This window comes from Streptomyces venetus (genome assembly GCF_039540295.1).
In the GTDB taxonomy this organism is placed as follows: Bacteria; Actinomycetota; Actinomycetes; order Streptomycetales; family Streptomycetaceae; genus Streptomyces; species Streptomyces venetus.
Genome location: NZ_BAABET010000001.1, coordinates 804736 through 819160 on the forward strand (window position 1 = coordinate 804736; position 14425 = coordinate 819160).

A 14425-nucleotide genomic window follows, 5' to 3' on the forward strand; every position below is an offset into this window, starting at 1 on the left:
CCCCAAGCTCTTCGAGCAGGGGGTACCCCCACTCGCCGCACCGGCCGAAAGCCCAAGTACGTCCAGTACGAGGACTTCCGGCCGGCACGCCGAGAGCACGCACCGGACGCCGCTCCTTGACGGGCAAACGTTGCCTGCCGCGGCACTAGGGCTGTCCGGCACCGGTCCCGGGCGGCACACCGCGGCCGTGGTCGCGGACCGGTTCGACCGGTTCACCTGGCGCGACACCTGCGCGCAGTCGGCCGGACTGCGCGAGCTCGCCGAGGAGCTGGGCGAGCGCCACGGCCACGCCGCCGCCCCCGACCTCCTGGCCGATGTGTTCCTGGCCGCCTACAAGGCCGGCCCACGGGTGCGCGAGCACGCGGAGATGGTCCCCTCCCGGCTGGTCAACCACCAGATCGTCACCGCGCTGCTGGAGTCGGCGGACTTCGCCGAGCTGCGCCGGGAGACGGCCGGCGACCCGTACGCCGCAGCGATGGCCGTGCTCGCCCAGGCCGGCGCGGTGCGCGGGCTGCTGGAGCGCTCCCGGCCGGAACAGCAGCGGGCAGATCGGGCGGACCGGGCCCGGCAGGCCGCCGAGGACGCGGCGAACGCCGTGAGCGAGGCCCTCCGGTCGGCCGCGGAGGAGGCCGGTGAGGACGGCACCGTGGCCGCTGAGGCCGCCGACGCCGTACGGCAGGCGGTCGAGGCCGCCGAAGCCGCCGAGGCCGAGGCGGAACGGGCCGCCGAGGGCGCCGCACAGGCCCTCGCGGCAGCGGCGCCCGGGCTGCGGACCGGCGCGCGGAACGCGGCGGCGAAAGCCGCCGGGGCCGTGCGGGAGGAGGCCGCGCTGCTGCGGGCGTGGGGTGTCGGCGCCGGCGAGCTGGAACGGATGCCGTTCGGCCGGCGCGCCCTGCTCGCCGAACGGCTGCGCACCGGCCGCCTCGCCCGGTGGGCCGAACTGATCGGCCGTTTCCGGCAGATGGCGGGCGGCGAGCGCGCCCGCAAGGTGGAGAACGCCACCGGGGAACTGGTCGGCGTCACGCTCGGCGACGACCTCTCCCGCGTCATCCCCTCCGAGCTGGCCCACCTGGGCCTGCCCGAGCTGCGTGCGGTGTTCGCGGTGCGCTACGCCGCCGGGGAGCTGATGCTCTACGACAGCCGGGGCGAGCAGGCCACCGGCCGGGGCGCGATCATCGCCTGCGTGGACACCTCGCACTCCATGTACGAGGCGGGGCCGGGCGGGATCACCCGGGAGGCGTGGTCCAAGGCGTGCGCCTTGGCGCTGCTGGACCAGGCCCGGCACGCGGGCCGGGACTTCGTCGGCATCCTGTTCTCCGCCGCCGACCGGCTGCGGGTCTTCCGCTTCCCGGCCGGGGAGCCCGCCGGGATCGACCGGGTCCTCGACTTCGCGGAGACCTTCCTCGGCGGCGGCACCAGCTACCAGGCGCCGCTGTCGGCGGCCGGCGAGCTGCTGGCGGAGGAGTTCGACGACGCGGCCCGCGGGCGCGGCGACATCGTGATGATCACCGACGACGACTGCGGCGTCACCGAGGCCTGGATGCGGCGCTGGAACGAAGCCAAGCGCAGGCTGGACTTCCGGGTCTTCGGCGTGGTCGTCGGCGCCCCGCGCGTCGGCGCGGCCGGCTCGGCGCTGGAGGCCCTCTGCGACAACCTCCGCTGCGTCGAGGACTTCACCGACGTGCACGCCGCGGCGGACCTCTTCCGCGTCATCTGACCGCACCGGGAGGGGGCGCCGGCACACACCGGGCCGCCGCCCCGCGCCCCGTCACGCCGACTCGGTGAGCAACCGGCTCAGATGCTCCCGCCCCGGCCCCAGCAGTTCGGGCAGGTCCGCCGCCGACTCGTACCACCGCTTCTCGTACTCCCAGCACAGCCAGCCGTCCCATCCGTGCCGGGAGAGGACCTCCACGCACTCGGCCAGGGGCAACACGCCCGCGCCGAGCGGCAGCGGGGTGGTGTCCTCGGCGGAGGCGATGTCCTTGACCTGGACGTAGCCCAGGTGCGGGGAGAGCGCCGCGTAGGACTCCGAGGGCTGTTCGCCGCCCAGCCAGGTGTGCATCACGTCCCACAGCGCGCCGACCTGACGGTGGCCGACGAGCCCGAGGACACGCATCGCGTCGGCGGCCGTGCGGTGGGAGTCGTGGGTCTCCAGGAGGATGCGGACACCCAGGTCGTTCGCGTACTCGGCGGCGGTGCCGAGCCGCCGGGCGGCCGTCGCGTCGGCCTCCTCGGGAGTCTGGACGTCGAGGTCGCCGCCGGGGAAGACGCGGATGTAGGGGGCGCCGAGGTCACGGGCCAGGTCGATGAGGGCGCGGATCTCGGCCAGGACGGGTTCGTCGTCGCCCGGCGCGGCGACCCGCGCGTATCCCGCGAGGCCCAGGAGCTCTACGCCCGAGCCCTTGAACTCGGCCGCGACGTCCGCCCGTTCGGCGGGCCCGAGGCCGGGGTGGACCGGTTCCTCCGGGTGAGTGCGCAGCTCCACGCCGTGGTAGCCGTGCGTGGTCGCGAGCCGCAGGACGTCGGGCAGGGGCAGGCCCGGGACACCGAGGGTGGAGAACGCCAGCTTCATGTGGAGGGACCCTACCCGGCACCCCCGCCGGCGACTCCCCTTCATCACTCCGGTGTTGCGTGAAGATCCAGTCGCCAGTCCTGGCCGTTCAGATCCCGGCCGAAGGAGCGGTGCGGTTTCTCCGCGACCAGCCCGAACCCGTGGCGCTGGTAGATCCGGCGGGCGGCGGCCAGGATGTCGTTGGTCCACAGGACGATCTCGCGGTAGCCGGCCTCGCGCGCGAAGTCGATGAGCGTCCCCACCAGGCGGTCACCGATGCCCAGGCCGCGCGCGTCCGGTTCGACGAGCAGCAGCCGGAGCCGGGCGGCGCCCGGCGCGTCGTCCCGCACGCACATGACGCACCCCACCCGCCGGCCGTCGAGCTCGGCGATCCAGGTCCGCTCCAGATGCGGGTCGTGGTCCTCGGCGTAGTCGGCGACGATCCGCGCGACCAGGCCCTCGTAGTCGAGGCTGAAGCCGTACTCGGCGGCGTACAGCGCGGCGTTGCGCTCCACGATCCAGCCGAGGTCGCCGGGGACGGGCGCGCGCAGGATCACGTCCTCGGGGCGAGGGGCCCGTCCGCCGCCGAGGAGATTCCGGACGGTCAGCAGCGCCTCCCCCAGCCGGGGCCGGTCCTCGGCCGGCACGGTGTCCAGCATCGCCCCGACCGTCTCCCGCGCCCGTTCGTCGAGCAGCGCGGCGGCCTCCCGGCCGGTCGTGGTGAGCGTGATCCTGCGGCGGCGCGGGTCCTTCTCGGACGGGCCGCGCTCGACCAGCCCGTCCTCCTCGAACTTGTTCAGGATGCGGCTGAGGTATCCGGCGTCCAGGTGCAGCTGGGCCCGCAGGTCGGCGGCGTCGGTGTGCGGGGCGTGGGCGAGCTCGTAGAGCACGCGGGACTCGGTGAGGGTGTACGGGGCGTACATGTGGCGGCCGTAGTCGAGCGCGCCGATGAGGTTCGTGTAGAAGCGGTTGAAGGAGCGGATGTCCTGGACGGTCATGACCTCGACCCCCGATGTTTGACTCAGTCAGAGATTCCGTGAGCTGAGCCTAGACGCCCAGGGCACCCGGGACCAGGCAGTCGTGTTGATTCACCGAGCCCGACGGGAAAGTCGGGCGACGGCCGATGAGTTTCTCCGCGATCCTCGGTCAGAAACGCTGACAACCGGACACGAGACACCGAGGAACCTCCCATGCGCACCCTGATCAGCACCGCTTTCATCTCGCTCGACGGCGTCGTGGAGGCCCCGGGCGGCGAGCCCGGTTACCGGAACGCCGGGTGGACCTTCAAGAACATCGAGTTCCTCCCGGAGGCCTTCGAGATCAAGGGACGGGAGCAGAAGGAAGCCACCGCGATGCTGCTGGGCCGGACCAGCTACGAGGCGTTCAGTCCGGTGTGGCCCGACATGGAGGACTTCGCCGACTACAAGGTGATGCCGAAGTACGTCGTCTCCACCACCCTCACCGAGGACGACCTGGTGCCGAACTGGGGCGAGACCTCGATTCTGCGCTCACTCGACGACGTCGCCGCGCTGAAGGAGACCGAGGGCGGCCCGATCATCGTCCACGGCAGCGCCTCCCTGAACCAGGCACTGTCGGACGCCGGCCTGATCGACCGCTACCACCTGCTCGTCTTCCCACTCCTGCTCGGGGCGGGCAAGCGACTCTTCAGCACCACGGACAAGGACACCCAGAAGCTGAGGCTCGTCGAGCACGAGGCCTACGCCAACGGCCTGCAGAAGAACGTCTTCGACGTCATCCACTGACGCCCGGCGTTCGCAGCCAACGACGCCGATCAGCCCCCATCCAGCCCGTCCGGCCGCACATAAAAGACGCTGATCAGCCACCACCCAGCCCGTCCGGCGCTTGAGGACGAGGCCGTTCAGGCCGGAGCGGGGGCCTGGGGGCGGCAGCCCCCAGCAGGGGCCAGGACGGCAACGCCCCAGGACCTAGGAAACCCGCGGCACCCCGGACGACCCCCGCACCATCAACTCCCCTCGCACCGAGGCGATCCCGCCCGGAGGGGCCTCCTCCCGCCCCATGGCGATCCGCCCGGCCCGCGCCCCGGCCTCCGCCAACGGCAACCGCACCGTCGTGAGCGAAGGCACCGCGTCGATGCTGAACGGCAGATCGTCGAACCCGGCCACCGACACGTCCTCGGGAATCCGCAGCCCCGAGTCCCGCAGCGCCGCGCACGCCCCCAGCGCGACGGAGTCGTTCGCCGCGACGACCGCCGTGAGCGACGGGTCGCGCCGCAGCAGCTCCAGCGTCGCCTCGTAGCCGGACCTGCGGTCGTACCGCCCGTGCACCGTCCACCGAGGGTCCTCCTCGATGCCGTGCGCGGCCAGCGCGGCCCGGTGGCCCTCGAGACGGTGCCGCGTGGTCGTCCGCTCCTCCGGTCCCGCGATGTAGCCGAGCCGCCGGTGCCCGAGCCCGATCAGGTGCTCGGTGAGTTCCTGCCCGCCCCCGCGGTTGTCGAAGGTCAGCGCGATCGCCCCGGTCTCCGGTGCCGGCGGGCGCCCGCACAGCACCACCCGCGTCCCGGCGTCCGTCAGCTTGCGCACCTTCGCGTCCATGGCCGCCTTGTGCGCCGCGTCCTCGATCGCCCCGCCGGTCAGCACCACGGCCGCCGCCCGCTGCCGCTGCAACAGCGTGAGGTAGGTCAGCTCGCGCTCGGGGGAAGCACCGGTGTTGCAGACCACCGCGAGCCGCTCGCCGCCCGCGCGGCCACCCGGTCCGCCGATCTCGGACTGGATCGCGCTCGCCATGATCCCGAAGAACGGGTCGGCGATGTCGTTCACCAGGATCCCGACCAGGTCGGAGGTGGCGGCGGCCAGGGCGCTCGCGGGCCCGTTGAGCACGTAGTCCAGCTCGTCCACGGCCTTCAGCACCCGCTCCCGGGTGGACGCGGCCACGGGGTAGTTCCCGTTCAGCACGCGCGACACCGTCGCGGGCGAGACCTGCGCGCGGGCAGCCACGTCCGCCAGGGTCACCGTCATCTCGTCGTCCTCCGGTCGCGCATCTCGTCGTCCGCCCTCGTACACATCTAGACCTGCGGCCTCGGTTCCGGTGGATCCGATGGATCCGATGGACCCGATGGATCGGGCGGACCCGGTGGACCCGGTGGATCCGATACCCGATAGACCCGATGAATCCGATGGATCCAATGGACCCGAGGCCCTCTTCCCTACGGACCCATGGCCCTGGTACCGACAGACCCATGGCCTTGACCCGTTCGAGTCATGGCCATGGCTCCGAGCAGACCTTATGCCCCCGACCCCCTGTTGTTCGCCCCCTCGAACAACTCGTCCTGGTCACGGTCTTGTCCGGACCATGGTTCAGAGGCTAGCTTCTCTCATATAGAAAGCGCTTGCTGCAACGCTCACCAGTGAGCGTACGCGGCGCGACGACCGCGTACGAAGGGAACGACGTGACACGCAAGACGGTGCGTATCGCCATGAACGGCGTGACCGGGCGCATGGGCTACCGCCAGCACCTGGTCCGCTCCATCCTCGCCCTCCGTGAGCAGGGCGGCCTCGACCTCGGCGACGGCACCGTGCTGTGGCCCGAGCCGATCCTGGTCGGCCGCCGTGAGCACGCGCTGAGGGCGCTGGCCGAGCAGCACGGGCTGGAGCACGTCTCGACCGACCTGGACGCGGTTCTCGCCGACGAGACCGTGGACATCTACTTCGACGCCCAGGTCACCTCCGCCCGCGAGGAGGCCCTGAAGAAGGCCATCGCCGCCGGCAAGCACATCTACACCGAGAAGCCCACCGCGACCGGCCTGGACGGCGCCCTGGACCTCGCCCGGCTGGCCGACGAGGCCGGCATCAAGCACGGCGTCGTCCAGGACAAGCTGTTCCTCCCCGGCCTGCTGAAGCTGAAGCGCCTCATCGACGGCGGCTTCTTCGGCCGGATCCTGTCCGTGCGCGGCGAGTTCGGCTACTGGGTCTTCGAGGGCGACTGGCAGGACGCCCAGCGCCCGTCCTGGAACTACCGTGCCGAGGACGGTGGCGGCATCGTCGTCGACATGTTCCCGCACTGGGAGTACGTGCTGCACGAGCTGTTCGGCCGCGTGAAGTCCGTCCAGGCCATCGCCACCACCCACATCCCGCAGCGCTGGGACGAGAACGGCAAGCCCTACGACGCCACGGCCGACGACGCCGCGTACGGCGTCTTCGAGCTCGACGGCGGCGCCATCGCCCAGATCAACTCCTCCTGGGCCGTCCGCGTCAACCGCGACGAGCTGGTGGAGTTCCAGGTCGACGGCACGGAGGGCTCCGCGGTCGCGGGCCTGCGCAACTGCCGCGTCCAGCACCGCTCGGCCACCCCCAAGCCGGTCTGGAACCCGGACATCCCCGCCACGGAGGTCTTCCGCGACCAGTGGCAGGAGGTCCCGGACAACGCCGAGTTCGACAACGGCTTCAAGGCCCAGTGGGAGCTGTTCCTGAGGCACGTCTACGCCGACGCCCCCTACCACTGGGACCTGCTGGCCGGTGCCCGCGGTGTCCAGCTCGCCGAGCTGGGTCTCAAGTCCTCGGCCGAGGGCCGCCGTCTCGACGTACCGGAGATCCAGCTGTGACCATCCGACTCCCGGGCAGCGACGGGACGCTGCGGGCCTACGAGCCCCGCACCGCACCGCTCGTGGTGACGCCCGGCACGCCCTTCACCTCCCGCACGGTCTTCTCGGCGGCGCACGTCGTCGCCGACCCGTTCGCTGACGTCTCCCCCGACTCGCCCGCGGCGGTCGACTGGGACGCCACCCTCGCCTTCCGCCGCCACCTGTGGTCGCACGGGCTGGGCGTCGCCGAGGCGATGGACACCGCCCAGCGCGGAATGGGCCTGGACTGGGCGGGCGCGGCCGAGCTGATCCGCCGCAGCGCCGCCGAGGCCAAGGCGGCCGGCGGCCGGATCGCCTGCGGCGTGGGCACGGACCAGCTGTCCGCCACCGAGGTCGGTCACCCGTACGGCCTGGCGGAGATCCGCGCCGCGTACGAGGAGCAGCTCGCCGTCGTCGAGGAGTCGGGCGCGCAGGCGATCCTGATGGCCTCGCGGGCGCTGGCGGCCGTCGCCAAGGGGCCGGAGGACTATCTGGAGGTCTACGGGCACCTGCTCCGCCAGGCGTCCGAGCCGGTGGTGCTGCACTGGCTGGGCCCGATGTTCGACCCCGCGCTGGAGGGCTACTGGGGCGCCACGGACCTCGACGCCGCCACGCGGACGTTCCTGGACGTCATCGCCGCGCACCCGGACAAGGTCGACGGCATCAAGGTCTCCCTGCTGGACGCGCAGCGCGAGATCGACATCCGCCGCCGGCTGCCGCAGGGCGTCCGCTGCTACACGGGCGACGACTTCAACTACCCCGAGCTGATCGCGGGCGACGAACGGGGCTTCAGCCACGCCCTGCTGGGCATCTTCGACCCGCTGGGCCCGCTGGCGGCGCAGGCGGTGCGGGTGCTGGACACGGGTGACGTGAAGGGCTTCCGGGAGCTGCTGGACCCGACGGTCGAGCTGTCCCGGCACCTCTTCCGGACCCCGACCCGCTTCTACAAGACCGGAGTGGTCTTCCTGGCCTGGCTGGCCGGGCACCAGTCCCACTTCACGATGGTCGGCGGCCAGCAGTCGTCCCGCTCGCTGCCGCACCTCGCGAAGGCGTACGAACTCGCCGACGGGCTCGGTCTGTTCCCGGACCCGAAGCTCGCGGAGGAGCGGATGAGGAACCTGCTGAGCGTGTACGGGGTGGACCGGTGAGCCCTGCGGAGCTGGAGCGCTTCTCCATCAACCAGATGACGGTGAAGCAGCTGTCGATGCCGGAACTGGTGGACGCCTGCGGTCAGTTGGGCGTCCGCAATGTCGGCCTGTGGCGCGAGCCGGTCCAGTCGTACGGCCTGGAGGCCACGGCGAAGCTGGTGCGGGACGCCGGTCTCACGGTGACAACGTTGTGCCGGGGCGGCTTCTTCACGGCGATCGACCCGCAGGAGCGTGCCGGGGCACTGGCCGACAACCGGCGGGCGATCGACGAGGCGGCCACGCTGGGCACGGACACCCTGGTCCTGGTCTCGGGAGGTCTCCCGGCCGGCTCCAAGGACCTGCACGGCGCCCGGGAGCGCATCGCGGACGCCCTGGCGGAGCTCGGTCCCCACGCCGAGCGGCACGGCGTGCGCCTGGCCATCGAGCCGCTGCACCCGATGTACGCCTCCGACCGCTGTGTGGTGTCGACCCTGGCCCAGGCCCTGGACCTGGCCGAACGCTTCCCGGCCCACCAGGTCGGCGTCACCGTCGACACGTACCACATCTGGTGGGACGACACCGCCCCCGCGCAGATCGCCCGCGCGGGCGCGTCCGGGCGCATCCACACCTTCCAGCTCGCCGACTGGACGACCCCCCTCCCGGAGGGCGTACTGACCGGCCGCGGCCAGATCGGCGACGGCTCGATCGACATGCGGGAGTGGAAGGCGTACGTGGAGGCGGCCGGCTACACCGGTGCCATCGAGGTCGAGCTGTTCAACGACGGTCTGTGGGCACGCGACGGGCGGGAGGTGCTGGCGGAGACGGCGGCGAGGTTCGTCGAGCACGCCGCGTGATCCACCCCTGAGCCACGCTCGCTGCCCTGCCCCGACTACATGGGGCCGGGGCGGCGCCGGGTCAGGTCACCTCGCACGGGCCGGGTCGCCCGGGGAAGCCGTCGGCCGGGCCGTCGCGCACGACTGGGACGTCGCGCCGCCGGACGGCGGGAGGAACCGGGCGGCGAGCCATGGATCCGGCGCTCGCCGCCCGTGTCGGGGCCGGCCGGGGCGGAGAAGGTGCCGCGCGCTCCTCGTGCCCGTGCGGCGGCTGTACGCGCTGCGGCGGGCGGGGGCGGCTGACGTCCGGCCATCGCCGAAGCCGTCGGCTCACAGGCCCCGTCGGCCCCTGGGTCATCCCCCGTACCGACTTGCGGAATTCCGCCGCGAGCCGGGAACCCGGGGCGGATCCGGACCGTCCAAACGCAGGCCGCCGGAGAGTCACCTCGGTACGGTGTCGGCCCTCGCTGCTGGCTGCGATCGCTGACCACCCTCTCCGCCGTACCGCGGCCGGCGGCACCCGCCGCCATCGGCGCGTCCCCCTCCCATCGCGCCGGTGGCGGCCCCTGTGCGGTTAGTGTGCGTTCCCTTGACTGGCAGAAACTTCCCGGTTATTGGTGACCTTCTGGAAGTTTCCTTCAGCGGATCCGAGCGGATCACCTCCGGAAGGAGCGCACGTGCACGACACCGGCACGGGAAGCACGGGAAGCACGGGATCGGGAAGCACCGCACAGCCCTCCAGACGTACCGTCCTCGCCGCCACGGCCGGCGTCACCACCGCCCTCGTGGCAGCCGGGCCCTCCTACGCCGCCGACGCGCAGGACGACAGGAGTCTGCGCGCCCTCGTCTCGCGTATGACGCTGGAGGAGAAGGTCGGCCAGCTCTTCGTGATGCGGGTCTACGGCCACTCCGCCACCAGCCCCGACCAGGCCGACATCGACGCCAACCTGAAGGAGATCGGGGTCCGGACGGCCGCCGAGCTCATCGCCAGGTACCGGGTCGGCGGCATCATCTACTTCGCCTGGGCGCACAACACCCGCGAGCCGCACCAGATCGCCGCCCTGTCCGACGGCATCCAGAAGGCCTCCCTGGAGCTGCCGCGCGGGCTGCCCGTGCTCATCTCCACCGACCAGGAGCACGGGATCGTGGCGCGGGTGGGCAGGCCCGCGACGCTCTTTCCGGGCGCCATGGCCGTCGGCGCGGGCGGTTCGAGGTCCGACGCGCGCACCCTCGGCCGGATCGCGGGCGCCGAGTTGCGCGCGATGGGCATCCGGCAGGACTACTCCCCCGTGGCCGACGTGAACGTCAATCCGGCCAACCCGGTCATCGGCGTACGGTCCTTCGGCGCCGACCCGCGAGCCGTGGCCGCGCTGGTGGCCGCCGAGGTCGCCGGTTACCAGGGCTCCGGGGTCGCCGCGACCGCCAAGCACTTCCCCGGGCACGGGGACACCAACGTCGACAGCCACACCGGCTTCCCCACCATCACGCACAGCCGGGAGCTGTGGGAGAGGCTCGACGCACCGCCGTTCCGGGCGGCGATCGCCGCGGGCATCGACTCGATCATGACCGCGCACCTGATGGTCCCGGCCCTCGACGACTCCGGCGACCCGGCCACCCTGTCCCGCCCCATCCTCACCGGCATCCTGCGCGAACGGCTCGGCTACGACGGTGTCGTGGTCACCGACTCGCTCGGCATGGAGGGCGTACGGACCAAGTACGGCGACGCACGGGTCCCGGTGCTGGCGCTGAAGGCGGGTGTGGACCAGCTCCTCAATCCGCCCGACCTGGACCTCGCCTGGAACGCGGTCCGTACGGCCGTACGGAACGGGGAGCTGACCGAGGCCCGGCTCGATGAATCGCTTCTGCGGATCCTGCGGCTGAAGGCGAAGCTCGGCTTGTTCCGCGCGCCCTACGTCGGCCAGGGCGGGGTCGACCGGACCGTCGGCACCCGCGCCCATCTGAAGGCGGCCGACCGGATCGCCGAGCGGACCACCACCCTGCTCGTCAACGAGGGGCGGCTGCTGCCGCTGTCCCGGCGCCGGTATCCCAAGGTGCTGGTGGTCGGGGCGGATCCGGCCTCGCCGTCGGGGACCACCGGGCCGCCGACCGGTGTGCTCGCCGCCGCGCTGACCGGACTGGGCTTCACGGCCACCGCCCTGTCGACCGGTACGGCACCCTCGGCGGCGACGATCGCCCGGGCGGTCGCGGCGGCACGGGACGCGGACGCGCTGGTGGCCGCCACGTACAACGTGACCGCGGGCAGCAGCCAGAAGACGCTGGTGGAGCAGCTCGTGGCGACCGGGCGGCCGGTGGTGGCGGTCGCTGTGCGCAATCCCTACGACGTGGCACAGCTGACCTCCGTCCCGGCCTGTCTGGCCACCTGCTCCTGGACCGATGTCGAACTGCGTGCCGCCGCACGGGTGATCGCGGGACGCGTGAGACCGCGCGGGAAACTGCCGGTGCCGGTACAGCGGGCGGATGATCCCGCGCAGGTGCTGTACCCCATCGGCTACGGACTGTCGTACTAGACGTACGCCACGGACCGGGCGCACTCCCCCCAACGTGCGCAAACCACCCCATGTGCCTGGCGTGCACCCGCCGCCGCGGGTCACGCTGGGCAAGCACACTCGGGGGGTCGGCGATGCGTGAGAGAAGGTCCGTGGGGGTGGTCCCGGGACTGCTGGTGCTGCTCGGCGCGCTGCTGACCGGGTGCCAGAGCCCCTCGGCGGGCGTCGCGGAGGACGGCCGGCTGGGTGAGCCCGCGCCGGGCACGACGACCGCCACCGCCTCACCGACGGCGACCCGGCCCTCCGGGTACGGAGCGGTGTTCCTCGGGGTCGGCGAGTGCAGTTCGTTCGGCACGACGAGCTTCACCGAGGTGCCGTGCGCCGGTGAGCGGGCCGCGGCCCGGGTCGTGGCCCGGCACGACGGCGCGGTGCGGGACGGGCCGCGCTGCCCGGAGACCACCGACTTCGTGCTGCACATCAGCGAGCAGCGGCCCGCGTCCGACGAGGACGGTGACGGGGCGGTGCCCAGGGGCTACGCCTGTATGCGCAACCTCCAGCCGCCGCACCCCGGGGACCCGGGCGGCGGGGGCGGCCCCCGTACCGTCGTCGGGGACTGCGTCTACGGTTCCGGCGACGGGCAGGTCCGCGAGACGGCGTGCGACGGGGAGGGCGAGCACGAGCCGGAGTACGAGGTGACCCGGGCCGTCACCGCACGCGCCGACTGTCCGGCTTCGACGGTCCTGTACGTACGGCTCGGCGGCGACCGGCCCGTGGGGTGCGCCCGGCCGCTGTGAGCGACGGCCGGGCGCGGTACGCGGCCGGGCTCACGGACGCAGCGTCATCTCCCGCTGCACGTCCCGCTTGTCCAGCTTCGCGTCGAACTTCGCGAGCGGCTTCGCCGCCTCCGGGTCCGACTGCACCGCGCTGGACGCGACGCCGGCCCATTCGAGGATGCGGGCGGTGGCGAGGGCCTTCTGCTCGGGCACGAGGCCCGCGACGTTGGCACCGTGGTTCATGCCGGGGGCGGTCATGACGTAGGAGTCCTTCGCGCCCTTGCCGACGCGGAACGGCTCGGCGCCCCACGGGTCGTTCTGGCCGTAGACGAAGAGCATCCGACGGGCGTTGTGCCGGACCCAGCTGTCGACGTCCCGCATGGCCGACGGCTGGAACGTCATCGGGATGTCTCGCGGGACGAAGTTCCGGGGCGGCTGGTAGCCGTAGCGGACGTAACTCTTCTCGATGTGCGGGAAGTGGATGGTCGGCGCGCCGAGCTGCGTGCCGGCCTGGTAGTAGTACGGCGTGTAGGTCGTAAGGCCCTGGTCGGCGTAGGCGGAGAAGCCGGAGATCGTGTCGACGGAGTCCCAGATCGCGTCGTCGGTGGCGTTCTTGGCGTCGGCCGGGATCTGGTCGCAGTCCTTCAGCAGGCTGTACTGCCAGTAGCCCCACACGTAGTCGAGGACGGTCGCCTCATAGGCCTTGTCCAGGCTGCCGATGGTCGTGAAGGTGAGGCCGTTCTCCTCGGCGTAGGCCGCGTACTTCTTCTCCAGCGGCTCGCGGCGCACCAGCGCCTCGCGCTGCACGGCGTTCAGCCGGTCGCGGCACTCCTTGGTGCCGACGCGGGCGAAGAAGCGGTCGTAGGCCGAGTCCTCGTTGTTCACCACGTCGTTGGGGGCGACGTAGGCGACGACGCCGTCCATGTCGCGGGGGTAGAAGCGCTCGTAGTAGGTGGCGGTCATGCCGCCCTTCGAACCGCCCGTGGAGATCCAGTTCTTGGAGTAGATGCCCTTCAGGGCCTTGAAGACGCGGTGCTGGTCGCTGGCGGCCTGCCAGATGTCCAGCTTGGTCCAGTCGGCCGGGGCGGGCCGGGACGGGGTGAAGAAGCGGTACTCCAGGGAGACCTGGTTGCCGTCCACGATCTGGGTCGGCTCGCTGCGGCGGGGCGTCGTGGAGACGTTGTAGCCGCTGGTGAAGAACACCGTCGGGCGGGAGACGTCCTTGTGCAGCACGGTGATGCGCTGCTGGAACGTGCCCTTGGACGGCGCCCGGTGGTCGACGGGCTGCGTGTAGTTCAGGACGAAGAAGCGGTAACCGGTGTACGGCTTCTCCTCGACCAGGCTCATGCCCGGTATGGAGAGCAGTCTCTCCTTGATGTCCGTGGTGCTGTCGGTGCCGGTGGCCTCCGGCTCGGCGGCGGTGGCCGCTGTCGCCGAGCCCAGCGTGCCTATGAGCACCGTGAGCGCCAGCAGCCATCTGAGCGCCTTGCGCATGCGCACTCCCCTGTGAGACAGATGTGCGCCGGAAGCTAGCGGACCAACTCACCGGAGCACCAGGGGACATAGGGAAAACCCTGTGTGCGGGGACGGTTTCAGCAGAGGATCCAGCCGGAGCTGTACGACCCCCGGCCCACCGTGCCCTTCAGCCATACGCAGCGGCGCCCGGCGTGCACCGTCACCGGACCCGCCAGGTAGGCGTACTTGCCCCGGTCGACGACCGGGCGGTTGCCGCGCGCCTGCACGCTCACCGACATCGTGCGCTTCACGCCGGGCTTCTTGGTCACGGTCGCGGCGCAGACGTAGCCGCCGCGCTTGTAGACGAGCACGGTGCCGGTGGAGAACGGAAGGGTGCGGACCTTGCGGCCGGGGCAGGGCGCGGCGGTGGCGGCCTGCGCCTCGCCCGGCGCGGCGACCGCCAGCAAGCCGGAGGCGGTCAGCACGGCCAGGCCGAGCGCGAGCCGCCGGCGTATCGCTCCACTGTCCACTGTCGTCCTCCAGTACCGCGTCGTCCGCGTCCATCGGCGTACTGCTGTACGG

Annotated in this window: 12 protein-coding genes; 7 read left to right on the forward strand and 5 right to left on the reverse strand. The window is 72.1% G+C overall.

Going from position 1 to position 14425, the window contains the following annotated elements; genetic code table 11:
- The first annotated feature begins 187 nt into the window (after positions 1–187).
- A complete protein-coding gene (locus ABEA82_RS03490) occupies positions 188–1717 on the forward strand; it encodes a VWA domain-containing protein (protein ID WP_345659838.1) in 1530 nt (509 codons plus the stop codon).
- Between the two features lie 51 nt (positions 1718–1768).
- On the opposite strand, the gene ABEA82_RS03495 is transcribed toward ABEA82_RS03490, so the two are convergent.
- Both ABEA82_RS03495 and ABEA82_RS03500 read right to left on the reverse strand, forming a co-directional pair.
- Entirely contained in the window at positions 1769–2572 is an 804-nt protein-coding gene (locus tag ABEA82_RS03495; RefSeq protein ID WP_345659839.1) for a sugar phosphate isomerase/epimerase family protein, read from the reverse strand.
- Between the two features lie 44 nt (positions 2573–2616).
- The gene (locus ABEA82_RS03500; RefSeq protein ID WP_345659840.1) at positions 2617–3549 is read right to left on the reverse strand and encodes a GNAT family N-acetyltransferase; all 933 of its coding nucleotides are present in this window, start codon (positions 3547–3549) and stop codon (positions 2617–2619) included.
- A 192-nt stretch (positions 3550–3741) separates the two neighbouring features.
- Between ABEA82_RS03500 and ABEA82_RS03505 the strand changes: the two genes are divergently transcribed.
- On the forward strand, positions 3742–4314 hold the full coding sequence (locus ABEA82_RS03505; RefSeq protein WP_345659841.1) for a dihydrofolate reductase family protein: 573 nt from the start codon (positions 3742–3744) through the stop codon (positions 4312–4314).
- 183 nt (positions 4315–4497) lie between these two features.
- Here ABEA82_RS03505 and ABEA82_RS03510 read toward each other — a convergent pair whose 3' ends face one another.
- Positions 4498–5547, reverse strand: coding sequence for a LacI family DNA-binding transcriptional regulator (locus tag ABEA82_RS03510; protein WP_345659842.1), 1050 nt, complete (start codon positions 5545–5547; stop codon positions 4498–4500).
- A gap of 431 nt (positions 5548–5978) precedes the next feature.
- Between ABEA82_RS03510 and ABEA82_RS03515 the strand changes: the two genes are divergently transcribed.
- The 5 genes from ABEA82_RS03515 (at position 5979) to ABEA82_RS03535 (ending at position 12409) form a co-directional block, all read left to right on the forward strand.
- On the forward strand, positions 5979–7130 hold the full coding sequence (locus ABEA82_RS03515) for a Gfo/Idh/MocA family protein (RefSeq protein WP_345659843.1): 1152 nt from the start codon (positions 5979–5981) through the stop codon (positions 7128–7130).
- A complete protein-coding gene (locus tag ABEA82_RS03520; RefSeq protein ID WP_345659844.1) occupies positions 7127–8296 on the forward strand; it encodes a dihydrodipicolinate synthase family protein in 1170 nt (389 codons plus the stop codon). Before ABEA82_RS03515 ends, ABEA82_RS03520 begins: the two co-directional genes overlap by 4 nt.
- Positions 8293–9129, forward strand: a complete 837-nt coding sequence (locus ABEA82_RS03525; protein ID WP_345659845.1) for a sugar phosphate isomerase/epimerase family protein — start codon at positions 8293–8295, stop codon at positions 9127–9129. The genes ABEA82_RS03520 and ABEA82_RS03525 overlap by 4 nt, the downstream gene beginning before the upstream one ends.
- Positions 9130–9785: 656 nt before the next feature.
- Entirely contained in the window at positions 9786–11636 is a 1851-nt protein-coding gene (locus ABEA82_RS03530; protein ID WP_345659846.1) for a glycoside hydrolase family 3 protein, read from the forward strand.
- Positions 11637–11749: 113 nt separating this feature from the next.
- Complete coding sequence (locus ABEA82_RS03535) at positions 11750–12409, forward strand: hypothetical protein (protein WP_345659847.1); 660 nt, start codon at positions 11750–11752, stop codon at positions 12407–12409.
- Positions 12410–12439: 30 nt separating this feature from the next.
- Here ABEA82_RS03535 and ABEA82_RS03540 read toward each other — a convergent pair whose 3' ends face one another.
- Positions 12440–13882 (reverse strand): S28 family serine protease, encoded by a 1443-nt coding sequence (locus tag ABEA82_RS03540; protein ID WP_345659848.1) that lies wholly within the window; start codon positions 13880–13882, stop codon positions 12440–12442.
- Positions 13883–13980: 98 nt separating this feature from the next.
- Positions 13981–14373 (reverse strand): hypothetical protein, encoded by a 393-nt coding sequence (locus ABEA82_RS03545; RefSeq protein WP_345659849.1) that lies wholly within the window; start codon positions 14371–14373, stop codon positions 13981–13983.
- Between the last annotated feature and the right edge of the window lie 52 nt (positions 14374–14425).

Bases quoted from the DNA above. Each gene is read 5' to 3' on its own strand.
- ABEA82_RS03495 (WP_345659839.1), bottom strand. From the start codon at position 2,572: ATGAAGCTGGCGTTCTCCACCCTCGGTGTCCCGGGCCTGCCCCTGCCC.
- ABEA82_RS03500 (WP_345659840.1), bottom strand. From the start codon at position 3,549: ATGACCGTCCAGGACATCCGCTCCTTCAACCGCTTCTACACGAACCTC.
- ABEA82_RS03505 (WP_345659841.1), top strand. From the start codon at position 3,742: ATGCGCACCCTGATCAGCACCGCTTTCATCTCGCTCGACGGCGTCGTG.
- ABEA82_RS03510 (WP_345659842.1), bottom strand. From the start codon at position 5,547: ATGACGGTGACCCTGGCGGACGTGGCTGCCCGCGCGCAGGTCTCGCCC.
- ABEA82_RS03535 (WP_345659847.1), top strand. From the start codon at position 11,750: ATGCGTGAGAGAAGGTCCGTGGGGGTGGTCCCGGGACTGCTGGTGCTG.
- ABEA82_RS03540 (WP_345659848.1), bottom strand. From the start codon at position 13,882: ATGCGCAAGGCGCTCAGATGGCTGCTGGCGCTCACGGTGCTCATAGGC.